At 63.7% G+C, this 23,394-nt stretch carries 15 protein-coding genes, 4 tRNA genes and 5 pseudogenes; 19 read left to right on the forward strand and 5 right to left on the reverse strand.

Translation table 11 applies throughout. The annotated features are described in order from the left end of the window. Nucleotides 1-22: 22 nt before the first annotated feature. The 3 genes and pseudogenes from hisG (at nt 23) to hisC (ending at nt 3,152) form a co-directional block, all read left to right on the forward strand. A pseudogene (hisG, locus tag LN139_RS02290) lies at nt 23-657 on the forward strand (ATP phosphoribosyltransferase). A gap of 128 nt (nt 658-785) precedes the next feature. Beyond that, nucleotides 786-2,105, forward strand: a complete 1,320-nt coding sequence (hisD, locus tag LN139_RS02295; protein WP_236358391.1) for a histidinol dehydrogenase — start codon at nt 786-788, stop codon at nt 2,103-2,105. 3 nt (nt 2,106-2,108) lie between these two features. Next, nucleotides 2,109-3,152: a histidinol-phosphate transaminase gene (gene hisC, locus LN139_RS02300; protein ID WP_236358393.1), complete on the forward strand. Its 1,044-nt coding sequence runs from the start codon at nt 2,109-2,111 to the stop codon at nt 3,150-3,152. A 57-nt stretch (nt 3,153-3,209) separates the two neighbouring features. On the opposite strand, the gene LN139_RS02305 is transcribed toward hisC, so the two are convergent. Next, nucleotides 3,210-4,625, reverse strand: coding sequence for a sugar porter family MFS transporter (locus LN139_RS02305; protein ID WP_236358395.1), 1,416 nt, complete (start codon nt 4,623-4,625; stop codon nt 3,210-3,212). A 211-nt stretch (nt 4,626-4,836) separates the two neighbouring features. Here LN139_RS02305 and LN139_RS02310 point away from each other — a divergent pair, with 211 nt between their 5' ends. The 10 genes and pseudogenes from LN139_RS02310 (at nt 4,837) to LN139_RS02355 (ending at nt 14,030) form a co-directional block, all read left to right on the forward strand. Next, nucleotides 4,837-5,994, forward strand: a complete 1,158-nt coding sequence (locus LN139_RS02310) for an MFS transporter (protein WP_236358397.1) — start codon at nt 4,837-4,839, stop codon at nt 5,992-5,994. A gap of 49 nt (nt 5,995-6,043) precedes the next feature. Continuing rightward, on the forward strand, nt 6,044-6,613 hold the full coding sequence (locus LN139_RS02315; protein WP_236358399.1) for an RNA polymerase sigma factor: 570 nt from the start codon (nt 6,044-6,046) through the stop codon (nt 6,611-6,613). Continuing rightward, on the forward strand, nt 6,610-7,593 hold the full coding sequence (locus LN139_RS02320; protein WP_236358401.1) for a FecR family protein: 984 nt from the start codon (nt 6,610-6,612) through the stop codon (nt 7,591-7,593). Before LN139_RS02315 ends, LN139_RS02320 begins: the two co-directional genes overlap by 4 nt. Before the next feature lie 157 nt (nt 7,594-7,750). Further along, nucleotides 7,751-10,125, forward strand: a pseudogene (locus tag LN139_RS02325) (TonB-dependent siderophore receptor). 163 nt (nt 10,126-10,288) lie between these two features. After that, nucleotides 10,289-10,364 (forward strand) — tRNA-Glu (locus LN139_RS02330). Between the two features lie 6 nt (nt 10,365-10,370). Further along, a tRNA-Gly gene (locus LN139_RS02335) sits at nt 10,371-10,446 on the forward strand. Between the two features lie 98 nt (nt 10,447-10,544). Next, nucleotides 10,545-10,620 (forward strand) — tRNA-Glu (locus tag LN139_RS02340). A 6-nt stretch (nt 10,621-10,626) separates the two neighbouring features. Beyond that, nucleotides 10,627-10,702: transfer RNA gene (locus tag LN139_RS02345), tRNA-Gly, on the forward strand. A gap of 352 nt (nt 10,703-11,054) precedes the next feature. Continuing rightward, a pseudogene (gene hutH, locus LN139_RS02350) lies at nt 11,055-12,586 on the forward strand (histidine ammonia-lyase). A gap of 70 nt (nt 12,587-12,656) precedes the next feature. Next, the gene (locus LN139_RS02355; protein ID WP_236358403.1) at nt 12,657-14,030 is read left to right on the forward strand and encodes an amino acid permease; all 1,374 of its coding nucleotides are present in this window, start codon (nt 12,657-12,659) and stop codon (nt 14,028-14,030) included. Here the strand turns inward: LN139_RS02355 and LN139_RS02360 are convergent. The 4 genes and pseudogenes from LN139_RS02360 to LN139_RS02375 all read right to left on the reverse strand — a co-directional run bounded on the left by LN139_RS02360 (nt 13,996) and on the right by LN139_RS02375 (nt 18,892). Continuing rightward, nucleotides 13,996-15,244, reverse strand: a pseudogene (locus LN139_RS02360) (NAD(P)/FAD-dependent oxidoreductase). The gene LN139_RS02355 and the pseudogene LN139_RS02360 sit on opposite strands and share 35 nt — an antisense overlap. A gap of 98 nt (nt 15,245-15,342) precedes the next feature. Next, nucleotides 15,343-16,290: a dihydrodipicolinate synthase family protein gene (locus tag LN139_RS02365; RefSeq protein WP_236358405.1), complete on the reverse strand. Its 948-nt coding sequence runs from the start codon at nt 16,288-16,290 to the stop codon at nt 15,343-15,345. Between the two features lie 32 nt (nt 16,291-16,322). Further along, entirely contained in the window at nt 16,323-17,261 is a 939-nt protein-coding gene (locus LN139_RS02370) for a 4-hydroxyproline epimerase (RefSeq protein WP_236358407.1), read from the reverse strand. Nucleotides 17,262-17,271: 10 nt separating this feature from the next. Then, nucleotides 17,272-18,892, reverse strand: a pseudogene (locus LN139_RS02375) (APC family permease). 216 nt (nt 18,893-19,108) lie between these two features. On the opposite strand from LN139_RS02375, the gene LN139_RS02380 reads away from it, so the two are divergent. From LN139_RS02380 to LN139_RS02405, 6 genes are all read left to right on the forward strand, one after another. Beyond that, on the forward strand, nt 19,109-19,900 hold the full coding sequence (locus LN139_RS02380; RefSeq protein ID WP_236358409.1) for an AraC family transcriptional regulator: 792 nt from the start codon (nt 19,109-19,111) through the stop codon (nt 19,898-19,900). Nucleotides 19,901-19,955: 55 nt separating this feature from the next. Then, a complete protein-coding gene (locus tag LN139_RS02385) occupies nt 19,956-20,276 on the forward strand; it encodes a DUF6482 family protein (RefSeq protein WP_236358410.1) in 321 nt (106 codons plus the stop codon). Nucleotides 20,277-20,590: 314 nt separating this feature from the next. Next, nucleotides 20,591-21,163, forward strand: coding sequence for an acyl-homoserine-lactone synthase (locus tag LN139_RS02390; RefSeq protein ID WP_236358412.1), 573 nt, complete (start codon nt 20,591-20,593; stop codon nt 21,161-21,163). A 2-nt stretch (nt 21,164-21,165) separates the two neighbouring features. Then, nucleotides 21,166-21,945 carry an SDR family oxidoreductase gene (locus LN139_RS02395; RefSeq protein ID WP_236358415.1) on the forward strand — a complete coding sequence of 260 codons (780 nt, stop codon included), beginning with the start codon at nt 21,166-21,168 and terminating at the stop codon, nt 21,943-21,945. Beyond that, the gene (locus LN139_RS02400) at nt 21,945-22,538 is read left to right on the forward strand and encodes a hypothetical protein (protein ID WP_236358417.1); all 594 of its coding nucleotides are present in this window, start codon (nt 21,945-21,947) and stop codon (nt 22,536-22,538) included. Before LN139_RS02395 ends, LN139_RS02400 begins: the two co-directional genes overlap by 1 nt. Then, complete coding sequence (locus LN139_RS02405; protein WP_236358420.1) at nt 22,535-23,347, forward strand: cyclase family protein; 813 nt, start codon at nt 22,535-22,537, stop codon at nt 23,345-23,347. Before LN139_RS02400 ends, LN139_RS02405 begins: the two co-directional genes overlap by 4 nt. Nucleotides 23,348-23,394 lie beyond the last annotated feature (47 nt).

Consider the following 23,394-nt stretch of genomic DNA (forward strand, 5'->3'; position numbering starts at 1 on the left):
TCGATCAGGGATTCCCCCTCCCATGCTGACCATTGCGTTGTCCAAGGGCCGCATCCTCGACGACACCCTGCCGCTGTTGGCCGAAGCGGGCATCGTGCCCACCGAGAACCCGGACAAGAGCCGCAAGCTGATCATCCCCACCAGCGATGAAGGCGTTCGCCTGTTGATCGTGCGCGCTACCGACGTGCCTACCTACGTGGAGCAGGGTGCTGCCGACCTGGGTGTAGCGGGCAAGGATGTACTGATGGAGTTCGGCGGCCAGGGTATCTATGAGCCGCTGGACCTTCGCATCGCCTGCTGCAAGCTCATGACTGCCGGTGCCGTGGGGCCCCCGCGCCCAAGGGCCGGTTGCGCATCGCCACCAAGTTCGTGAATGTCGCCAAGCGTTATTACGCCGAGCAGGGTCGGCAGGTCGACATCATCAAGCTGTACGGCTCCATGGAGCTGGCGCCGCTGGTGGGCCTGGCAGACAAGATCATCGACGTGGTCGACACCGGCAATACCCTGCGCGCCAATGGCCTGGAACCGCAGGACCTGATCGCCCACATCAGCTCGCGGCTGATCGTGAACAAGGCCTCGATGAAGATGCAGCACGCCCGTATCCAGGCGCTGATCGACACCCTGCGCCAGGCTGTAGAGTCGCGACACCGCGGCTGACCCTTCCCAGCGTGCGGCGCCCGCCGCGCGTTGCACGCTATTAGCGCCATTGGCGGAAATTCCCCGCCACCGGCGCACAGTGCTGATAGATTAAGACCCCCGTGTAACCGCCAAAACAGAGGCTTGCCATGACCGCTGCAACCGCCATACGCCGACTCGATGCCCTTGATCCGGATTTCGCCCGACATCTGGACCATCTGCTGAGCTGGGAAAGTGTGTCGGACGATGCGGTCAACCAGCGCGTGCTGGACATCATCAAGGCTGTGCGCGAGCGCGGTGACGCAGCCTTGGTGGAATTCACCCAGCGTTTCGATGCGGTGCAGGCCACTACCATGGCCGACCTTATCCTGCCGCGTGAACGCCTGGAGCAAGCTCTTGAGCGCATCACACCTACGCAGCGCCAGGCACTGCAGACCGCTGCCGAGCGCGTGCGCGCCTATCACGAGCAGCAGAAGCAGGACTCCTGGAGCTACACCGAAGCCGACGGCACGGTGCTTGGGCAAAAGGTGACTCCACTGGACCGCGCCGGCCTCTACGTGCCAGGCGGCAAGGCTTCCTATCCCTCTTCGGTGCTGATGAACGCCATTCCGGCCAAGGTTGCCGGCGTGGCCGAGGTGGTGATGGTCGTGCCCACGCCCCGTGGCGAGCTCAACGAGTTGGTACTTGCCGCCGCCTGCATCGCCGGTGTGGACCGGGTGTTCACCATCGGTGGTGCGCAGGCCGTGGCCGCACTGGCCTATGGCACCGAGAGCGTGCCCAAGGTCGACAAGGTCGTCGGCCCGGGCAACATCTATGTCGCCACCGCCAAGCGCCATGTTTTCGGCCAGGTGGGCATCGACATGATCGCCGGCCCCTCCGAGATCCTGGTGGTGTGCGACGGCGGCACCGACCCGGACTGGATCGCCATGGACCTGTTCTCACAGGCCGAGCACGACGAAGACGCCCAGGCGATCCTGGTCAGCCCTGATGGAGCCTTCCTCGACGCAGTGGCCGCCAGCATCGACAAGCTGCTGCCCACCATGGAGCGCGCCGAGATCATCCGTACCTCACTGCAAGGCCGCGGCGCGCTGATCAAGGTCTCCGACATGGCGCAGGCAATCGAGGTGAGCAACCGCATCGCGCCCGAGCACCTGGAGCTGTCGGTGGCCGACCCGCAGGCCTGGCTGCCTTCCATTCGCCATGCCGGTGCCATCTTCATGGGCCGCCACACCAGCGAGGCGCTGGGCGACTACTGCGCTGGGCCCAATCATGTGCTGCCCACCTCGGGTACCGCACGGTTTTCGTCACCACTGGGGGTGTACGACTTTCAGAAGCGCTCGTCGATCATCTTCTGCTCGCCCACAGGTGCCTCCGAGCTGGGCAAGACTGCCTCGGTGCTGGCCCGTGGCGAATCTCTCAGCGCGCATGCCCGCAGCGCCGAGTACCGCATTCTGGACCAGGGGGAGTAACCCATGAGCAAGTTCTGGAGCCCGTTCGTCAAGACCCTGGACCCTTACGTTCCGGGCGAGCAACCCAAGCTGACCAACCTGGTCAAGCTCAACACCAACGAGAACCCCTACGGCCCGTCGCCCAAGGCGCTGGCCGCCATGGCCGCCGAGGTGGGCGACAACCTGCGCCTGTACCCGGACCCCAACAGCGATCGCCTCAAGCGTGCCGTGGCCGACTTCTACGGCGTCACAACTGCCCAGGTGTTCGTGGGCAACGGTTCTGACGAAGTGCTGGCGCATATCTTTCACGGCCTGTTCCAGCAGAACCTGCCGTTGCTGTTCCCGGACATCAGCTACAGCTTCTACCCCGTGTATTGCGGCCTGTACGGCATCGATCACGAACTCGTCGCGCTGGACGAACAGTTCCAGATCCGCGTCGAAGACTACGCCCGCCCCAACGGCGGCATCATCTTCCCCAACCCCAATGCCCCGACCGGCTGCCTGCTGGCGCTTGAAGCCGTAGAGCGTATCGCACAGAACAGCCCCGATTCGGTGGTGGTGGTGGATGAGGCGTACATCGACTTCGGCGGCGAATCGGCTATCGCCCTGGTGGGCCGCTACCCGAACCTGCTGGTGACCCAGACCTTGTCCAAGTCGCGCTCGCTGGCAGGGCTGCGGGTGGGTATTGCGGTGGGGCACCCTGACCTGATCGAGGCGCTGGACCGGGTTAAGAACAGCTTCAACTCCTACCCGGTCGACCGCATCGCCATTGCCGGTGGCGCGGCGGCCTTCGAGGACCGTGCCTGGTTCGACCAGACCCGCCAGGCGGTGATCGACAGCCGCGAAGCCTTGAGCGAGCAATTGCGCGCCCGTGGTTTCGAAGTGCTGCCGTCGGCTGCCAACTTCATCTTCGCCCGCCATCCGGAGCGTGACGCGGCAGAGATTGCCGCCAAGGTGAGGGAGAAGGGCGTGATCGTGCGCCACTTCAAGCAGCAACGCATCAGCCAGTTTCTGCGCATCAGCATCGGCACGCCGGAGCAGAACCAGGCGCTGATCGACGCACTCTGACGATCAACAGGCCGGCAGCGCCGATGGGGCGCCTGCCGGATGCTTTCAGCTAGCGCCTCAAAGTTCTTTCTTCATGTAGCGCTCGATCTGCTCAAGGCTCTTGCCCTTGGTTTCCGGCAAGCAAATAGCCACGAACAGCAGTGAGCCCAGATTCAGCGCAGCGAAGACGTAGAAAGTGGCGTTTCCGATCCATTGCAGTGCCATGGGGAAAGCGAACGCCACCAGTGCGTTGAACAGCCATTGCATCGACACCGCCGTGCCGGTGAGCATTCCCCTCACCTGATTGGGGAACAGTTCCGACATCAGCAGCCAGTACACCGGTGAAATGCACATCTGCATGAACAGCAGAAATACCAGGATGCAGCTCAGCGCCAGGTAGCTCTGCAAGGGGCTGTTGGGCAGTGCCGAAAGCACCGTGCCCAATGCCAGCTGCGCCAGGATCACTACGCACAGCCCGGTCATCAGCAGCGGGCGGCGGCCCACCCGGCCGATTGCCCAGATACCCAACAGGGTGGCGATCACCGATACCACACCGTTTCCGATCGTTGCCGTCAGGGCGGCATGAGTACCCAGGCCTGTGGTCTTGAGGATGATCGGGGTGTAGTACATGAATGCGTTGACTCCGGTGAACTGAATCACAAAGCCCAACCCCACGCCGATCAGCATCAGCTTGATCACCCAGGGTTGACGCAGCAATTCACCCACCGGTGGATGGTGCCTGGCAGCGCGAGCGTGGTCGCGCAGTTCAACGGCTTCCTTGTGAGCTTGCTCGGGGGAGTCGCGCAATTGCTCCAGCACCTGCTCCGCTTCGTCGATTCGGCCTTTCGCGGCCAGCCAGCGCGGGGAAGCGGGTACCAGAAACGTCCCCGCAAACAGCAAGGCACCGGGCACCATGGCAATGGCAAGCATGTAGCGCCAGATGTCATTGCGTTGCAGCGTCCAGGCCAGCAAGGCGCTGAGCATATACGCCAGCAACTGGCCTGTGACGATCATCAGCTCGTTACGGCTGACCAGGCGCCCACGACGTTTCGGGCCGGCGATCTCCGCGATGAACACCGGCACCGTAGCCGACCCGCCACCGACCGCCAGGCCGAGCACGAAGCGCATTGCGGTCATCACGCTCACGTTCGGCGCTATCGCTGTGCCCAATGCGCCGAGCACGAACAGCACTGCCAGCGAGCGCAGGGTGGTGCGCCGGCCGAATCGGTCGGAGATATACCCGCTGGCCAGAGAGCCTATGGCTGCACCGACGATCAGCGAAGAAGTGATCAGCCCTTCGGTGAAAGCATTCAGGCCCAGGCCGCCCTGGTCGGCTGGCAAGGTCATGAAGGGCAGGGCGCCGGCGATGATGCCGGTGTCGTAACCGAAGGCCAGGGCGCCCATGGTGGCGACCAGCACGGTAATGAATATCAAACGTCGGGCGCTGGGTTGCGCGCGCTCGGCCGCATCGGCCATAGCGTTGGAATCGGGCATGTGAACAGGTCCTGTAGAGAAAAACGTCGAGCTGGTCAGAGGGGCTGTATGGCGTGGTGGTCGCCGGGAAAGGGCGAAACAGACACTTGGCATAGGAATTTATGACAATGTGTGTCAAAGGAGTTCCTTCCTGAGCCGCTGCCCTTCAAGGCATTGCCACGTAAATGTGCAATCATCGCCGGCCACGTATTCAGAGGCTGACAGTCGAGTTATGGGCAGCAACAAGGCAGTGCTGGCGGTACTGATTTTTGCGGTTTCGGTCGTGGGGTTGGGCATGGGCGCGACCCTGCCTGTGGTTGCGTTGCGCATGTACCAGGTGCAGGCGTCCACTCTGTCGATCGGCCTGCTGGCAGCGATGCCAGCGGTGGGCATGATGGCTTCGGCATTCATGATCGACGCTCTGTGCCGGCGTTTCACGCGGCGCGGGCTTTACCTGCTGGCTCTAGGCGTGTGCTCGGCGAGTGTTGCGGCTATCGAGCCACTGGCCACAGTGCCTTGGGCTCTGGCGGCCGCTCGCGTACTGATGGGCGTGGGCATGGGCGTAGTGATCATCCTTGGCGAATCGTGGGTCAATGAAATGAGCCCGATCAACGCGCGGGGACGGTTGGTTGCGCTCTATGCCACCTGTTTTACCGCCTGCCAGATGCTTGGCCCTGCGTCGGTGGCATGGCTGGGCGCCGAGGGGCCCTGGGTCAACCTGCTGGTGCTGGCCAGCCAGGCCTTGGGCCTGGCACTGGTGGGTTGGGTGATGCCGGCAACCCCGGCGTTGCGTGCGCAGCAGAGCCGTGGCTTCTCGGTGCTGGGTTTCGTGAAAGTGGCGCCGGCGTTGTGCATGGGTGTGCTGTTGTTCAGCTTCTTCGATAGCGTGGTGCTGGCGATGTTTCCGGTATATGCCGCAGGGCTGGGGTTCAGCCTGGCCCTGGCAGCGCTGACCAGTAGCGTGATCCTGGCCGGCGATGCTGCCTGCCAGTTGCCGCTGGGCTGGCTTGCCGACCGCAGTGATCGCCACCGCCTGTACGTAACGTGCGGCCTGCTGGTGCTGTTGATCGGTGCAGGGCTGCCCTGGCTGATGGGTAGCGGGCTCTGGTTATGGCCGGCATTGATCGTATTGGGTGCGGTGGCCGGAGGCGTCTACACCTTGGCTATCGTGTTGATCGGGGAGCGTTTCGAAGGTGCGGACCTGGTGACCGCCAACGCCAGCGCCGGGCTGATCTGGGGCTTGGGCAGCGTGCTCGGGCCATTGGCCAGCGGTGCAGCCATGAGCCTGGGCCCACAAGGCCTGCCTTGTACGTTGGCAGCGTCGGCAGCGCTGTTCGTCGTTTTCGCCTGGCACCTGCAGTGGAAAAGCCGCCAGGCTCTTCACATCTGAGAATGCTTACCATTAGAATCCGCAGCTCACTCCTTGCCTGCCTCCATTCATGACACAACTCCCTCCCGACCCGGATCCGGCGCATGGCTCGACCGCCGAACCGGCAACGGATCGCACGCAGTTTCTGGAGGCATTCCTTGCCGAGCGCGCTCGCATGGAGGCGGTCGTCACTCGGCGAACGGGTTGCCGGCAGACGGCGGCAGATCTCATTCAGGATCTGTTCCTGCGGCTATGGCGGCGGCCAAAGGCTCCTGAGGGCGCCTGGGGGCATTATCTGATTCGTAGCGCAGGCAACCTTGCCATCGACCATCTGCGTAGCGAGAGCGCACGAAGCCGCCTTGCGCAAGGAATGGCCTTGGACGAAGAAAGCCAGTCTTCGGAGGGAGCGCTGGAGGCGGGTAGCGACTTGCGGCATATCGAAGCGGCCTTGCGCGCTTTGCCCGAGCGCACGCGGCGCATCTTTCTGCTCAACCGCATCCATGGCCGCACCTACCTCGAGATTGCCCGAGCAATGGCGCTGTCCCAAAGTGCGGTGGAAAAACATATGATGCGCGCGCTCGATGCGTGCAAGGCCAGCTTGTGCGACTCCACCCGCCCGCCAGGGAATGCCGGCTCATGACTGCTCGTCGCCCCGTTGAATCATTCTCAAGCCGCCAGGCACGGCATTGGCTCGCCGCGCTGGCGGGCAGGCCGGACGCCGCCACGCAAGCGGCATTCGAGCGTTGGCATGCCGCGCATCCGGCCAACGCACTGGCCTGGGATGAAGCGATGTCGCTGTGGCAGGCCACCGATGCACCTGCACGGCGCTTGGCGGCCGACGACGCCAGTGCCTTGCACGCATTGCTTGAGCGGATGGACGCGCCCGCCCCGCCCAGGGCGTTCAGGCGCATCACCTGGGCCAGCGCTGCGGTGGTAGTACTGGCTCTGGGCGCGCTGATCGGCGGTTGGCGCCCTGATCGTTGGGTCGAGGACCTTGCAGCCGACCATGTGTGCCCGGCTGGCCCAGTCTGCAATGTCACGCTGGCAGACGGCTCCGAACTGACCCTCGATGCTGGCAGTGCCATTGCCGTCGACCTGTCTTCGAGTGAGCGCCACGTCGAATTGAGGCGAGGGGCAGTGTTTTTCAAGGTGGCCCATACCGGGGCACCTTTCGTCGTGCAATCGGGGGCCAGCCAGGTGCGCGTGCTCGGGACCGAGTTCGCGGTGCGGCAAACCAGCGGGGGAGGCCGGGTCACAGTGTTGGCAGGTCGAGTTTCGGTGCGTGCGGCACCCGGCGAGCCTGAGCAGGTCCTGCAGGGCAATCAGCAGGTCAGTTGGGCGGGCGGCCATGCCGGTGAGGTGGCCAAGGTCGACAGCGCTGCACAGCTGGCCTGGCGCGAGGGTTGGCTGACCTGGTACCAGGCGCCGTTGTCGGAGGTTGTCGCAGAGCTGGAGCCGTACTATCCCGGGCGCATTGTCGTGCTGGGGGATGCCTTGGGCCAGCGTACGTTGAGCGGCAGCTTTCCCACCAAGGACCCTCAGGCCGTGCTTGGTGCATTGCAGAAAATCCTGGGCTTCGAACAACATCACCTGCCCGGGCCGGTGATCCTGCTGCGTTGAACCGAAAAAATCGAATTCCCATGTGAGGTAACCGTGCTGCTGCTCCGTCTGCTTGGTGCATGCGATCAATTCGTATTTCACACTGGGGAGCACCATGACACACACCTTCAAGCCGGCGCATCGTTCGGTACGCCTCTGGCTTGGCGCCAGCGCCCTGATGGCCGGTTACGCCTTTGCGGGCGAGCCCGCTGAGCCTCACGCAGCGCCTCCAGCCAGCAGCCAGGCAGCCGCTTACAGCTTTTCGATCGCTGCCCAGCCTTTGCCGCAAGCGCTCAGTGCGTTCAGCAGAGCCACTGGCCTGGGCGTGGTCTATACCGTGCAGGTTCCGGCCCAGGTTCAGGCGCCTGCCGTTACCGGCCGCATGAGCGCCGAAGCCGCCCTCAGCCGATTGCTGGCAGGTTCCGGGTTCACTGCGCGATACCTCGACGGGCATACCCTTGCGGTGGAGCTGGCCCCGCAGGAGGGCGTATTGAATTTGCCTGCTACCCAGATCGACGGCGCTTCGTCGCGCGAAAGCGTCAGCAGCTATCAGCCCCCGGCCAGCAGTTCGATCGCGCGCTCCTCCGCACGAGTGCAAGACATCCCGCAGTCGATCAATGTTGTCGCCAGCCAGGTCATCAAGGACCAGGCCCCGCGCAACCTTGACGACGCTTTGAACAACGTCAGCGGTATCACTCAGGGCAACACACTGGCCAGCACGCAGGACTCGGTGCTCAAACGCGGTTTTGGCGACAATCGCGACGGCTCGATCATGCAAGATGGAATGCCGCTGGTTCAGGGCCGCGCGCTCAACGCCACCACCGACCGCGTCGAGGTGCTCAAGGGCCCTGCTTCGCTGCTGTATGGTATCCAAGACCCCGGGGGCGTGGTGAACCTGGTGGCCAAGCGCCCGCAACTCACGCAGTACAACGCGCTGACCGCCCGAGGCTCGAGCTATGGCAACGGCAGGAACGGCAGCGGTGGCACCCTCGACAGCACCGGGCCACTGGGCGCCAGCGGGCTTGCCTACCGGCTGATCGTCGATCATGAAGATGAGGACTACTGGCGCAACTTCGGCACTCACCGCGAAAGCCTGGTAGCACCGTCACTTGCCTGGTACGGCGATGCCACCGAGGTGGTCGCCAGCTATCAGCACCGTGAATTCCTGACGCCTTTCGACCGCGGCACGGCAATCAACCCCAACACCCATCATCCTTTGGACATCCCGGCCACGCGGCGGCTCGATGAGCCTTTCAACGATATGGAAGGGCGTTCGGACCTGTACCAGCTGCAGGTCGATCACCACCTCAATGATGGCTGGAAGGCTCACTTCGGCTTCAGCTACAACCGCGAAACCTACGACGCCAGCCAGGTGCGGATCACCAAAGTGAACCCGGCCAGTGGCACCCTGACCCGCACCATGGACGGCACTCGCGGTGCGCTGACGCATGACCGCTTCTCGACCCTCAGCCTCGAAGGCAGCCAGACCTTGTTCGGCCTGCAGAACGACATGGTCGTCGGGCTGGATGACGAGTACCGCAAGATCTACCGCGCCGAGTTGATTCGCCAGAGCAGCAAGGCCACGTTCAGTTATGTGAATCCGGTGTATGGCCGTGAAGTGCAGGGCACTACCGTCAGTGCTCCCGACAGCGCCCAGACCGATGAGCTGCGCAGCAATTCGTTGTTCATGCAGGACTCGCTGCACCTGAGCGAGCACTGGATCGCTGTGTTTGGTGGCCGCTATCAGGTCTACGACCAATACGCTGGCAAAGGCATTCCCTTCAAGGCCAATACCGATACCAACGGGCAGACCTGGGTGCCGCGCGCGGGGCTGGTGTACAAGCTCGATGACCAGTGGTCGTTCTATGGCAGCTACAGCGAATCGTTCAAGCCCAACTCCAGCATCGCGGCCCTGAGCGGCGGCGTTGTGCTGGATTCGGCCTACGCGCCTGAGCAGGGCAAGAGCTGGGAACTTGGAGCCAAACTCGACATTCCGGGGCGATCACCGCTACGGCAGCGGTGTATCGGATAGACAAGCGCAATGTCCTGGTGTCGCAGGCCGACGCATTGGGCAATACGATCTACAGCGTGGCTGGAGGCGTGCAATCCAAAGGCTTCGAGCTGGATGTCGCGGGCCAGCTGACGGAACGTTGGAGCCTGATCGGCAGCTACGCCTTCACCGATGCCGAAGTCACCAGGGACCCTGACTACAAAGGCAACCGGCTGCAGAACGTGGCGCGCAACTCAGGTTCGCTGTCGGCAGTGTACGACGTTGGCAGCCTGCTGGGTGGCGACCGCTTGCGCCTGGGCGCGGGCATGCGTTACGTCGGCAAGCGGGCAGGGGATGCGGCCAATAGCTTCGACCTTGATCCCTATACCGTGGCTGACGCCTTTGCCAGTTATGACACACGCATCGAAGGGCATAACGTGAACTTCAAGTTCAACGTGAAGAATCTCTTCGACCGAACCTATTACACCTCGGCAGCCAGCACCAACTTTGTGTCGATAGGGGATGCTCGCCAATTCGTACTTTCCAGCACCGTTGAATTCTAGTGAGGCCAAGCCCCGCAAAGGCAGGCTTATCGCGGGGCGAAGTCATTGATTTAAATAAATTTCCAAGCGGGGGTTGACGCCTATGCAAACCCCCCATAGAATGCGCGCCACTTGCAGCGCAAAGCACACAGCGAAGCGCAACGGGTAGTGAAAGTTGTAGCCTGTCCCCTTCGTCTAGTGGCCTAGGACACCGCCCTTTCACGGCGGTAACAGGGGTTCGAGTCCCCTAGGGGACGCCATGTTTTGCGGGAATAGCTCAGTTGGTAGAGCACGACCTTGCCAAGGTCGGGGTCGCGAGTTCGAGTCTCGTTTCCCGCTCCAGTTTACAAACGCCACGCGAAAGCGGGGCGAGTAAAAACCCGAAGGCGACTGGCTGTTACCTTCGGAGGCTGAAACACTCAGGTGTTTCGGGGCTTTACGTCCCCTTCGTCTAGTGGCCTAGGACACCGCCCTTTCACGGCGGTAACAGGGGTTCGAGTCCCCTAGGGGACGCCATATTTTGCGGGAATAGCTCAGTTGGTAGAGCACGACCTTGCCAAGGTCGGGGTCGCGAGTTCGAGTCTCGTTTCCCGCTCCAAATATAGAGAAAAGAGGCCTCGGCCTCTTTTTTCGTTTCTGCGTTTTCTTTCGGGCGCTGCCTGGCTGCTTCTTTTCCTTTCTCTACTCAGATCTCTTCGTTGCCTGTGAGCGCTCGTGGGCGATGTGCGCAGGAGTCGGATAACACTTTTCAATACCTTGCCCGTGGTGGGGCCGTTGACAAACAGCCTGTTGACTGTAAATGTATATACATTAAAAACAACAAGGCCCTCTCCATGCTCAATCCATCTCTCTGGCTCGACGCCGCACCGCGCGGCGGCTTGCGCATCCTGTGTGCTCATGAGCAATTCAGCGCCCACGACCTGCCGTTGATCGGAGAAGGAGCCTGAACCATGACCGGTATTAATCTCATCCCCGGCACATTGACCCTCGCCCAATTGCGCGCGTTCTACCTCAACCCGCAGCCCGTCACTCTGGATGCCAGCGCTGTATCCGGCATCGCAGCCAGCGTTGCCTGCGTCGAAGCCATCGTCGCCGAAGGCCGCACGGCGTACGGCATCAACACAGGTTTCGGCCTGCTGGCCTCCACTCGCATCGCCTCGGCCGACCTTGAAAAACTCCAGCGCTCACTGGTGCTGTCCCACGCTGCCGGCGTCGGCGAGCCACTGGACGACGCCATGGTCGGGCTGATCATGCTGCTGAAAATCAACAGCCTGGCACGCGGTTTCTCAGGTATTCGCCCAGTGGTGATCGATGCCCTGCTGGCCTTGCTCAATGCACGCGTGTACCCGCACATCCCGCTCAAAGGCTCGGTGGGTGCCTCCGGTGACCTGGCGCCGCTTGCGCACATGTCGCTGGTGCTGCTGGGCGAAGGCAAGGCACGCCATAACGGGCAATGGCTGCCGGCGAGTGAAGCGCTGGCGGTGGCTGGCCTCACACCCTGACGCTCGCGGCCAAAGAAGGCCTGGCACTGCTCAACGGCACCCAGGTGTCCACCGCCTATGCACTGCGCGGGCTGTTCGAGGCCGAAGACCTTTACGCCGCAGCCACCGTGTGCGGCGGGCTCAGCGTTGAAGCCATGCTCGGCTCGCGCGCCCCGTTCGACGCGCGCATTCACGCTGCACGCGGCCAGCGCGGGCAGATCGACGCCGCTGCCGCGTATCGCGACCTGCTCACCGAGAGCAGTGAAGTGGCCAGCTCCCATGCCAACTGCGACAAGGTGCAAGACCCTTACTCGCTGCGTTGCCAGCCGCAGGTGATGGGGGCATGCCTCACTCAATTGCGCCAGGCGGCTGACGTGCTGGTGATCGAGGCCAACGCAGTGTCCGACAACCCGCTGGTGTTCGCCGAGCAGGGCGATGTCATCTCCGGCGGCAACTTCCACGCAGAGCCTGTGGCCATGGCGGCCGACAACCTGGCCCTGGCCATTGCAGAGATCGGTGCGCTCTCGGAGCGGCGCATCTCGCTGATGATGGATCGGCACATGTCGCAACTGCCGCCCTTCCTTGTCGAGAACGGTGGAGTCAATTCCGGCTTCATGATCGCTCAGGTAACCGCTGCGGCGTTGGCCAGCGATAACAAGGCCCTGGCACACCCGGCCAGCGTCGACAGCCTGCCCACTTCAGCCAACCAGGAAGACCACGTGTCGATGGCGCCCAACGCCGGCAAACGGCTATGGGCGATGACCGAGAACGTACGCGGCATCATCGCTATCGAATGGCTGGGCGCCTGCCAGGGCCTGGATTTTCGCAAGGGCCTGAAGACCTCTCCCAAACTCGAACAGGCCCGTGCACTGCTGCGCGCGCAGGTCGCGTACTACCAGGAAGACCGCTTCTTCGCCCCCGACATCGAGGCGGCCAGCGCCCTGCTGGCCAGTGGTTGCCTCAACCCGCTGCTCCCAAGTGCGCTGCTGCCGAGCCTGTAAATGCAATCTGCCGCTTCTGTGAAGGAGCGGCTTCCTCTTAAAATACAAACACTAAGAGGAGATTGCCTGCATGAGTACACAGCCAGGATTGAAGCGAGGGCTGAACGCTCGTCATATCCGTTTCATCGCATTAGGGTCGGCCATTGGCACCGGCCTGTTCTACGGTTCGGCCTCGGCCATCCAGAAAGCCGGGCCATCGGTGCTGCTGGCCTACCTGATCGCTGGCGCCGCCGTTTACATGGTGATGCGCGCCTTGGGCGAAATGGCCCTGCGCCGTGCCGAGACTGGCTCGTTCGGCGACTATGCCACCGAGGCGATGGGGCCGTTCGCCGGCTTTTCCACCGGCTGGACCTACGCCTTCGAGATGGTCATCGTTTGCCTGGCCGACGTCACGGCGTTCGGCATCTACATGGGCTTCTGGTTTCCCGAGGTACCGCAGTGGATCTGGGTGCTCTCGGTCATCTGCCTGATCGGCGCGCTGAACCTGTGCACGGTCAAGGTGTTCGGCGAGCTGGAATTCTGGCTGTCGATCGTCAAGGTCGGCGCCATTGTGGCGATGATCCTGGGCGGGCTGTGGATCATGGCTTTCGGCCTGGGCCAGGCTCAGGCGGGCACGGGCGTCGCCAACCTGTGGGAAAACGGCGGCTTCTTCGCCAATGGAGCCAGCGGGCTGATCGCGTCGCTGGCAGTGGTGGTGTTCGCCTTCGGTGGCATCGAAATCATTGGCGTGACCGCCAGCGAAGCCAAGGACCCCGAGCGTACCCTGCCGCGAGCGATCAACGCGGTGCCGCTGCGCATTCTGCTGTTCTACGTGCTCACCTTGCTGGTGCTGATGGCGATCTTCCCGTGGCCGCAGATCGGCAGCCAGGGCAGCCCCTTCGTGCTGATCTTCGACAAGCTCGGCGTTACCTACGCCGCTGCCATTCTCAACGTGGTTGTGATCACCGCAGCGCTGTCGGCGATCAACAGCGATGTGTTCGGCGCCGGCCGCATGTTGTACAGCCTGGCAGTCAAGGGCCATGCGCCCCGGGCTTTCGCTCAGGTGTCGCGTAACGGCGTGCCGTGGCTTACGGTGCTGGTGATGGCCGTAGCGCTGGCGGTGGGGGTGGTGCTCAACTACCTGATTCCGAAGAACGCCTTTGAACTGATCGCTGCGCTGGCCACCTTCGCCACCGTGTGGGTGTGGCTGATGATTTTGCTGTCGCAGTTCATCCTGCGCCGGCGCATGGGGGCGCAGGAGGCTGCATCGCTGAAGTTCGCGGTGCCACTGTGGCCGTTGGCACCGGCGCTGGCGATCGCTTTCATGCTGTTCATCTTCGGTGTGCTGGGCTACTTCGAGGAATCACGCCCGGCGCTGGTGGCCGGGGTGGTGTGGATGTATCTGCTCGGCATCGCCTGGTACAAATGGGTCAAGCCGCGCCAGGCTGAAATCGGTCGGCCCTGAACGCTGCGGGTGCTGGCTTGCCGGCTGCCAGCGCCCCGACCAGCTCGGCCGTTACCGCAGCCTGGGTCAACCCCAGATGCTGGTGCCCGAATGCCAGCAACACCCGGCCCGCGCAGGCCTGGTCGATCACCGGCAGCGAATCGGGCAACGATGGCCTGAAGCCCATCCATGGCGTCGCGCCTTGCGCATTCAAATCCTTTTCGAACAGCCCTTGGCTCAAACGCAGCAACTGCCAGGCGCGCTCATGATTGGGCGGGCGTTCAAGACCCGCAAACTCCACCGTGCCGGCCAGGCGCAGGCCACCGGCCAGGGGAGTCATGATGAAGCGCCGTTCGAATGAGGTGACAGCGAAGGGCAAGCGGCCGGCTTCATGGGGCAACATCAGGTGATAACCACGCTCGGTGTCCAACGGCACATGCAGGCCAGCCAGGCGCTTTGCAAGGCCTGCCGAGTGCGCGCCAGTGGCAATCAGTACGCGGCGGCTGGCCATTTGGCCCTGCGGGTGTGCAACACAACGCCATCAGCTAGCACCTGGCCCCCCAGCACCTCGTTCTGGACGAAATCCACGCCGGCCTGGCGCGCAGCCTCCACCACGGCCAGCAGTGTGATGTAAGGGTCGATGAAGTGCCCGGTCTCTGGAAAGAACAGCCCGCCCTTTGCCCGCTGATGAAGCTGCGGCGCCGTGCTGCGCAGCCGTTCGGCGCCCCAACGTTCGACCGCGACCTGCTGTTGGTTCATGCGTTGCTGCAGCGCCAGCAACGCTGCTTGCGACTCGGACCTCTCGTACATCAACAGCGAGCCTTGCAGGTGCAGCAGCTCGTTGTGGCCGATGCTTTCCAGCAAGCGTTGCCACGCCGGCAGGCTGGCCTGGTTGAGCAGGCGCAAGCCTTCGACGGTGCGGGCGAAAGGCGCCGGGCGCAGGTTCAGCAGCAGCCGGGTGAACCACGGAAGGGCGCGAGGCAGGTAGCGCCAGTCCAGCCGCAGCGGCCCCATGGGGTCGAGCAGCATGGCCGGCACGCGCTTGAGGATCGACAGATCGGCGATCGGGAATACCTGTTCGGTGGCCAGGTGCCCGGCGTTGCCGAAGAGGCGCCCATGCCCGGAGATTGGCGGTCGAGTACCTGAACCTTCAGGCCTTCGCGGGCCAGCTGCAGGGCACAGGTGACGCCGATGATGCCGGCGCCGATGACGATGATGTCGGGGGTGTTGGGCATGAGGGGCTCCGAGGAGGAGTGTTCAAGGAGGTCGTGGCCGCCCTCCCAGGAGTCTGAACCCGTGGGAGGGCGGCTTGCCGCGCGACGACCCGATCAGGTCAGCCCAGGCCCTGCTCACCGGCCCACTGCCCATACCACTCACGGAACAGCCGATACTGGGTTTCAGCATAATGCCGCTGCGGCTCACTCAACCGGTCGCTTTCGTTGAAATGCAGGCGATATTGCTCATCCCCGTTGAGCACCATCAGATGCTTGTAATACAGCACCAGGTCCGCCCCCTCGTCGAACGAAGACAACACCGCCAGCGCCTGTTCCAGCTCACCGGCCAGGCGCCGCGCCCGGGCATCGCCTGCCGCCGCCTGCTTGCTCAAGGCCACCAGCTGCAGCACTTCGCGCGGCAGCGCATTGCCGATGCCGGTGATGGCGCCGGTGGCGTTGCAGTTGACGAATCCATGCACCACCTGGGTGTCCACCCCGACCATCAGCGTCACCTCAGGGTCGCCGGAGGTGATGTGCTCGGCGGCGTAGCGCAGGTCGGCGCCGCCGCCGAATTCCTTGAAGCCGATCAGGTTCGGGTGCTGCCGGCGCAGCTCGAAGAAGAGCTCGGCGCGCGTGGCGAAGCCGTAGTAGGGGCTGTTGTAGATCACCGCCGGCAGCTGCGGTGCGGCACTCAGGATGGCAGCGAAGTGCGCCTTCTGCGCGCTGGCCGATGAGCCCCGCGAGAGCACCCGCGGAATCACCATCAGCCCGTGAGCACCGACCTTGGCCGCGTGAGCTGCATGGGCCACCGCTTCGCGGCTGTTCACGGCACCTGTGCCGACGATGGTCGGCACCCCGGCTGCCACCAGCCGCCCCACGCCTTCCTGGCGCTGCGCCTCGCTCAGCAGCGGCCAGTCGCCCATCGAGCCGCAGTACACCACCGCGCTCATGCCGATATCGATCAGCTCGCGGCCCTTGGCGACCAGTGCGTCGTAGTCGGGCGTGCGCTGTGCGGTGCAGGGGGTCATCAGGGCCGGGATGCAGCCGGTGAAGATGTTGTCGCTCATGGTGTGTCCTCGAAAACCGATAGGTGAAAAAATCAGATGCCCCAGGCGAAGGGGTCGTTGTCGTCGATCAGCAGGCGTGCGTCGGCGGTCACCCAGGCCTGGCCGGTGATGAACGGGCGGATGCGGTGGCCGGCTTCATCGCCTGAAAGCTGGTAGCGGCCGGTGAACTGGCTGCCAGTGATGCCCGCCTGCACCCACGGCTCGCCGGGGGCCAGCTTGCCGTCTGCGGCAAGGCAGGCGAGCTTGGCACTGGTGCCGGTGCCGCACGGCGAGCGGTCGTAGGCTTTGCCGGGGCACATCACGAAATTGCGGCTGTCGGCCTTCGGGTCGGCCGCGAACAGCTCGATGTGGTCGATCATCGCGCCGTCTTCGCCGTGGATGCCTTGCGCCTGAAGCGCCGCGAGCATCTTCCAGGTCAGGTCGGTCAGCCGCTCGACGTTGCTCAGCGCCAGTGCCTCGCCGTGCTGGTTGACCAGGAAGAACCAGTTGCCGCCCCAGGCCACATCGCCAAGAAAGCGGCCGTATCCGGGCACCTGTACTTCCACCTGCCGGCGATAGCGCCAGGCCGGCACGTTGCCAAGTGTGACTTCGCCACGGGCATGCAGGGTGGCGGTGACGGGGCCGACCGGCGTGTCGATCAGGTGCTCTCCCGGCTCCAGCCGGCCCAGATGGTGCAGCGAGGCCACCAGGCCGATGGTGCCGTGGCCGCACATGCCGAGGTACCCGGTGTTGTTGAAGAAGATCACTCCGCACGCAGCACCCGGGCTTACCGGCGGGCACAGCAGCGCCCCCACCAGCACGTCATTGCCACGCGGCTCCAGCAGGCAGGCCTTGCGCCAATGGTCGTGGTGCTCACGCAGTTCGTCGCGCTGGGCGGCGAGGGTGGCGCCTTGCAGGGCAGGGAAGCCCTCGATCACCAGGCGCGTGGGTTCACCGCCGGTGTGGGAGTCGATAACGTGCAGTGTCTTCATGGCAAAGGCCTTAACGCAGTTGTGCGTGCAGCGGTGAAGGAGTGGCGGGCGCCACCTCGGTGGCCTCGTCGTCGTCGGTGTCCAGTTGCAATTGATGCGCAGGTATCCCGGTGGCTGCACCCCAGTAATAGATGGCCAGCGCGCAGGCGGCCACCACCACGGTGTCCAGCGGGTGGCCGATCACGCCCAGGCCGCCGAAGCTGCCTAGCCAAGAGAGCACGATGGTCACGGCGTAGAAACCGATCAGCCAGGCCGAGCTGCGCACCTGTTGGCTCAGGCTGATGTGAGCGGTAGGCACTAGCCGGCCACACAGCAGGTAGATCACGAACAACACGATCTGCAGGCTCAGCAACCACGACACCGTCGCCCAGCCCGACCAGTACACGATCAGCGCGGCGATGATGAACGACAACGGCCCCATCAATGCCAGGCCCCGCACACGAAACGGCCGCGGCAGCTCCGGGCACTACGGCGCAGCGCCGCCACCGACACCGGTGCCACCGCGTAGCTGAGCATCAGCGCCGCCGACACCACGTTGATCAACGCTTCCCAGGAGGGGAAGGGCAGGGTCCAGAACACCGACAGCCCGAAAGTGAGCCACAGTGCCGGGCGCGGGATGCCGGATTCGGCGTCGATGCGGGTGAACAGCTTGAAGAAGGTGCCGGTCTGCGCCCAGCCATAGATCACCCTGGGCGTCGCGTTCATGTAGATGTTGCCGCAGCCGCTGGGGCTGATCACCGCATCGGCCACCACCAACCAGGCGAGCCACGCGACGCCCAATGCCAGGGCGATGTCGCGGTAGGGCAGCGCCAGTGCCTTGCCCATGTTGGCCCAGCCGCTTTCGAGCATCTGGCTGGGGATGCCGCCGAGGAAGGCGATTTGCAGCAGCACGTAGATCGCCGTGGACAGCAACACCGACAGGATCAGCGCCAGCGGAATGGTGCGCTGCGGGTTGTGCACTTCGCTGGCGACCGAAATGATCGGCGTGAGCCCCAGATAGGCGAAGATCACGCCGCCCGCCGACACTGCCATTTCCACCCCCGACAGCCCGAACGGCGCAAAGCCTGCGCTGGTGAAGTTGGCGGGGGTAAAGAAGGTGAACAGCACCACGATCACCAGCAGCGGCACCACGAACTTGAACACGCTGATCAGGTTGTTGGCTTTGGCGAAGGTTTTCACGCTGCGGTAGTTGAGCCAGAAGAACAGGCACAGCAGCGCGAACTGCATCAGCCAGCCCAGCACGGTAGGGTCGCTGGAGCCGCTGCGGGTGAGGCCCGGAAACCACGCTGCCGCGTACTGGCGGGACGCGACGACCTCGATAGCCACCAGGCTTGAGAACGCGATCAGCGTGATCAGCCCCATCAGGTAGCCCAGCAGCGGGCCGTGCGAATAGAACGGGTAGCGCACCACGCCACCTGCACGCGGCAGTGCGGCGCCCAGCTCGCAATAGACGATGCCCAGCAGCAGCACGGCGAAGCCGCCGAGCAGCCAGGAGAAATTCCCGCTGGCCCGGCGATGGCCGACACGTGGCTGGCTGCGAACAGCCAGCCAGAGCCGAAGATCGCTCCCAGGCCGATGAAGGTGAGGTCGGTCAATGACAATTGCTTCTTGAACTTGCCTTGCACTGACATGGCGATGCCTTTTTTGTGGGTTCTTGGAATAGGCAGTGAGCAGAGCGGCCAGGCGGCGCCTGGCTCAATTGTTGTGGGCCTTACGATGAACCCCTCCCGGCCGCAGCGCTTGAGGGTTTTGCTTCGCGAACATGACGAAATCGGCACAGCGGCGCGGGTGGACGCACGCTCAGCGCTCGTGCAAGCTGCCGGCCAGGCTCGCTTCGGAGACCCGCCATGCCCCTCGGCCCGCTTCAGGCGCTGTGCGCCCAGCGCCCTGAATCACTGGAGCAATTCACCGCGCACATGGCTGCGGTGCTGCCTTTGCTCGACGCCATCCCGACCGCAGTGTTTTTCATCAAGGACACACAGGCCCGCTATGTGCTGGCCAACCGCACGCTGGTCGAGCGCTGCGGGCTCAAAAGCCTGGCGCCGCTGCTGGGCAAGACCAGCGCGCAGGTGTTCCCGGCGCGGTTCGGCCCCGGCTACACCGAGCAGGACCGCCGCGTGCTGGAGCAAGGCGAGGTGCTGGAAGACCAGCTCGAATTGCACCTTTACGGCAGCCGAGAACCGGGCTGGTGCCTGACCCACAAGCGCCCGCTGCTCGACCGCCAGGGCCGCGTCATGGGCCTTGCCGGCACGTCGGTCGATCTGCAGGCCGCCGCCGCCACCCACCCGGCCTACCAGCGCCTGGCAGCGGTAGATGAGTACATTCGCGAGCATTTTCAGCGGCCGGTCACGCTCAAGGAGCTCACCGCCGTCGCCGGGCTTTCCGTCGCCCAGCTTGAGCGCTATTGCAAACGCGTGTTTCATCTCACACCGCGGCAGATGATCCACAAGGTCAGGCTCGAACACGCGCACCGCCTGCTGTGCACAGCGCTGCCGATCACCGAGGTGGCGCTGCAGTGCGGCTACACCGACCACAGTGCGTTCAGCCGGCAGTTTCGCGCCTTGACCGGCTTCACGCCGCGTGAGTACCGCGCCGCTCACCCAGGGATAGCGGCCGGCGGCATGAGCTCAGGGCGATGAAACTTGCACAGCCTTTTGCCCCTCGGAGTTAAATCAGGCCATCGAGGGTACCGCTATGAATCTTCATCAATTGGCTCAGCTTGTCGCCAGCAACGACGTGCAGTCACTGGAACTGGTCAGCGTCGAGGGCGGTTCCTACGTGCTGCACGCGCGGCGCGGCGAGCAGCTCGAGCGGGTGCTCAACGACAAGGGCGATACCCTCCACGTGGCCTCGGTGGAAGAGGCACGCAAGGTACTGGCCAGCGTGCCGGAGGTGCCGTTCTTCCTGGTGCAGCCGGCGGTGCATGAGGAAATGGTCGGGCTTGACCATGTGCCTGTAGGTGATGCGCGCGAGCCGATCAAGCTGCGCTCCAGCCCCGGCGCGGCCAACGCCTGACCGCCTCGCTGCGGCTCGCACTATCCCTCGCGGCTATCGAGAGGCTGGCTGCGCAGGGCCCCATACGGCGCTCGCTGGCCGGCCCGCTGCTTTTCCCAGGTTTTCAGGCACAACGCTCCGTAGCCGAATTCACAATCTGATCTTTTTGATAACAGGGCGAAAGTTATCGCTTCAAATTGCCAGAAAACAATCATCGTTGTGAAATATTTTTATGACCTGCGGCAAGTTTCGTTGCAATCTCTTGAAAAACTACCAGAACCGGTAGTTATACCCTTTCCGCAAAGTAACTCTAATAGCGGCCACACCAGCGCACAATGGACGTGGACGTCATGGAGTACATCACTGCCGCATGGCATCAGTTGTCCGAGACTCTTCGGCAGAAGATGGCCAGTTACCGCCACGCTGTATTCATCGAGCGGCTGGGCTGGTCGCTCGAGACTCCGGCGGGGCATGAAATAGACCAGTTCGACCGCGACAATACGGTCTATGTCATTGCTACCGATGATCAGGAACACATCGTGGGTGTGGCGCGGTTATTGAAAACGACCGAGCCTTATTTGTTGAGTGAAGTATTCCCGCATCTGACTGGTGGCAATCCTCTGCCACGCCGCGCCGACACTTGGGAACTCTCGCGCTTTGCGTTCACCGCATCGGCGGCTATTCAACGCGGGCGATACGGTACCGAAGAACTGCTGGATCATTGTTTGTCGTACGCACGCTCCATGGGCGCCCGAAAGTTGCTGACTGTCTCGCCTCCCGGTATTGAAAAGTTGCTGCGCCGTTCACGTTACGGTGTTCGCCGCCTCGGCCCGACCACCTTGTGTGAGGGCGAGCCCATCTCCGCGTTCGAAATCGATATTCCCACTGTTGCACTCAAGGAAGCTTGACCATGGAACGGATTGCATTGATTACCGGTGGCGCCTCCGGCATTGGCCTGGCTATCGCTCACGCCCTGGCCGCTCAAGGCCACGACCTGATCCTGGCCGGCCGGAGCCAGCCGCGCCTTGAAACCGCGCGGGCCGAGCTTGCCGAGCGCCACCCCGCGCGCAGTGTCGAGGTGTTCAGTTGCGATGTGAGTGAGCCGGAGCAGGTCAGGGAGTTGTTCGGCTGGGTCGACACCCATGGTTGGACGCTTCAGGTACTGGTCAACGGCGCCGGCATTTCCGGAGGCGGCATCACCGCCCAGGTAACCGATGAGCTTTGGCAGGCTGTTATTGCGACGAACCTCAACGGTGCGTTTTATGTCACCCGCGAGGCGCTCCAGCGCGACCGCGTGGCGGCGGGTGGCAGGATCATCAACATCGCCTCCACCGGCGGCAAGCAGGGCGTGTTGCACGGTGCACCCTATTCGGCTTCCAAGCATGGCCTGGTGGGGTTCAGCAAGTCGCTGGGCCTGGAGCTGGCGCGTAACGGCAGCGGTATCACGGTCAACGCGGTGTGCCCGGGTTTCGTCGAAAGCGACATGGCCGCCCGCGTTCGCCAGCACTACGCCGCGCTGTGGGGTACCGATGAGGCTGAAACCCGCCAGCGCGTCGAACAGCGCATTCCAACCGGGCGTTATGTCAACCCCGAAGAAGTGGCGGGCATGGTGGTGTACCTGGCCTCGCCCCTGGCCGGCTCGGTCACCGCGCAGGCCCTGAACGTGTGCGGCGGCCTGGGTAACTACTGATGCGTACCGGCCATGAGGGGTGCATCTGGATCGTCGAGTTCGAGCCTCACGACCACTGTGATGAAAGCTGCCTGGACGCCGCCAGCCGCCAACGCTACGAGCAGATGGCGGTGCCGCAGCGGCGCCGATTGTTCGCGCTGCGCCGCCGTGCTCGGCAATTGATCGAACAGGCGTTGCCTTCGGGAGCCGGAACATCCATCAGCAGTAGCCATTCCGGCCGCTGGTTCGCATTCTATGTTGGCAATCAGGCGGTGGGTATCGACCTGGAACAACTGGGCGGGCCGGTAGACCTTGCCGCGCTGGCCGAGCATTTCCCGCACGCATTTCCGCCAGGCCCTGGCCAGCCTTTGCCGGCGCCACTGCGGGCACTTGAAGGTCACTTGCGCTGGTCGCGCCTTGAAGCCGAGATCAAGCACACCGGCCAGACCTTGCATCAGCGGCTTGCGCAACCGCAGCCGGCCGCCGCTCAGGCCCACACCTACTCAGCCGTGTTTTCAGCCCACTACATCGCTGTCTTCTCCCGCCGGCGCGGTGTGCCGATGCCGCGTGTCGTGCAATTGCGCTACAGCAACCTTGCGGGGGCCAGCCAATGAAGGTCATCGACCTGAGCGTGGCGATCCGCGCCACCGACTGGGAGCCCGAGCCTATCGAGCACAAGGTCATCGGCCATGTCGAGGGCGCTCGAATGCTGGGCAGGAGTTACCTGTATTTCACGTGCAAGCACTGGCTATCACGCCTGTATGCGCGGGTGTTTCGACGCCACCTGCTGATAGAACCGAGCCAGTTCCCGGACCGCATGGGGTTGTCGTTGATGAGTTATCGGCTGTCGACCCATACCGGCACTCATATCGACTCACCCTGGCATTACGGTTGGAGGGAAGGGGCCGCCGAGCCGCCCACCATCACCGACCTGCCCCTGGAGCAGTTCTATGGGGACGGCGTGCTGCTGGATGTCAGCGCAGGCGCTGGCCGGATCGATGCGCTGGAGCTTGAGCAGGCGGCGCAGCGGGCGGGGCACGTGTTCAAGCCGGGCGAGATCGCCCTGGTGCGCACCGGCGCCGACGCGCTGTATGGCTCGCGCGAGTACTTCTGCCAATACCGTTACTTCAGCCCCGAGGCGATCACCTGGCTGATCGCGCAAGGGGTCAAGGTGATTGGCACCGACGCCTTCAGCTTCGACGCACCCTTTACACAGATGATCGACAGCTACCTCGCCAGTGGCAATGCATCGACGTTGTGGCCTGCGCATTTCATAGGGCGTGACACACCCTATGCGCAGATAGAGCGGTTGGCCAACCTGGGCGATTTGCCCCGGCCCCGCGGTTTCAAAGTCAGTTGCTTCCCCATAAAACTCGACAAAGCGGACGCTGCCTGGTGCAGGGCCGTGGCGTTGTTTGAGTAACCCAACTTCCGAGAACGCTGATGACCTCCACCGACCTGCACGCCATC

Source organism: Pseudomonas sp. KNUC1026 (genome assembly GCF_021650705.1).
Lineage (GTDB): Bacteria > Pseudomonadota > Gammaproteobacteria > Pseudomonadales > Pseudomonadaceae > Aquipseudomonas.

What these genes read in the sequence shown, in the direction of transcription:
- hisD (WP_236358391.1), top strand. Translation starts at nt 786, where the DNA reads ATGACCGCTGCAACCGCCATACGCCGACTCGATGCCCTTGATCCGGAT.
- hisC (WP_236358393.1), top strand. Translation starts at nt 2,109, where the DNA reads ATGAGCAAGTTCTGGAGCCCGTTCGTCAAGACCCTGGACCCTTACGTT.
- LN139_RS02305 (WP_236358395.1), bottom strand. Translation starts at nt 4,625, where the DNA reads ATGCCCGATTCCAACGCTATGGCCGATGCGGCCGAGCGCGCGCAACCC.
- LN139_RS02310 (WP_236358397.1), top strand. Translation starts at nt 4,837, where the DNA reads ATGGGCAGCAACAAGGCAGTGCTGGCGGTACTGATTTTTGCGGTTTCG.
- LN139_RS02315 (WP_236358399.1), top strand. Translation starts at nt 6,044, where the DNA reads ATGACACAACTCCCTCCCGACCCGGATCCGGCGCATGGCTCGACCGCC.
- LN139_RS02320 (WP_236358401.1), top strand. Translation starts at nt 6,610, where the DNA reads ATGACTGCTCGTCGCCCCGTTGAATCATTCTCAAGCCGCCAGGCACGG.
- LN139_RS02355 (WP_236358403.1), top strand. Translation starts at nt 12,657, where the DNA reads ATGAGTACACAGCCAGGATTGAAGCGAGGGCTGAACGCTCGTCATATC.
- LN139_RS02365 (WP_236358405.1), bottom strand. Translation starts at nt 16,290, where the DNA reads ATGAGCGACAACATCTTCACCGGCTGCATCCCGGCCCTGATGACCCCC.
- LN139_RS02370 (WP_236358407.1), bottom strand. Translation starts at nt 17,261, where the DNA reads ATGAAGACACTGCACGTTATCGACTCCCACACCGGCGGTGAACCCACG.
- LN139_RS02380 (WP_236358409.1), top strand. Translation starts at nt 19,109, where the DNA reads ATGCCCCTCGGCCCGCTTCAGGCGCTGTGCGCCCAGCGCCCTGAATCA.
- LN139_RS02385 (WP_236358410.1), top strand. Translation starts at nt 19,956, where the DNA reads ATGAATCTTCATCAATTGGCTCAGCTTGTCGCCAGCAACGACGTGCAG.
- LN139_RS02390 (WP_236358412.1), top strand. Translation starts at nt 20,591, where the DNA reads ATGGACGTGGACGTCATGGAGTACATCACTGCCGCATGGCATCAGTTG.
- LN139_RS02395 (WP_236358415.1), top strand. Translation starts at nt 21,166, where the DNA reads ATGGAACGGATTGCATTGATTACCGGTGGCGCCTCCGGCATTGGCCTG.
- LN139_RS02400 (WP_236358417.1), top strand. Translation starts at nt 21,945, where the DNA reads ATGCGTACCGGCCATGAGGGGTGCATCTGGATCGTCGAGTTCGAGCCT.
- LN139_RS02405 (WP_236358420.1), top strand. Translation starts at nt 22,535, where the DNA reads ATGAAGGTCATCGACCTGAGCGTGGCGATCCGCGCCACCGACTGGGAG.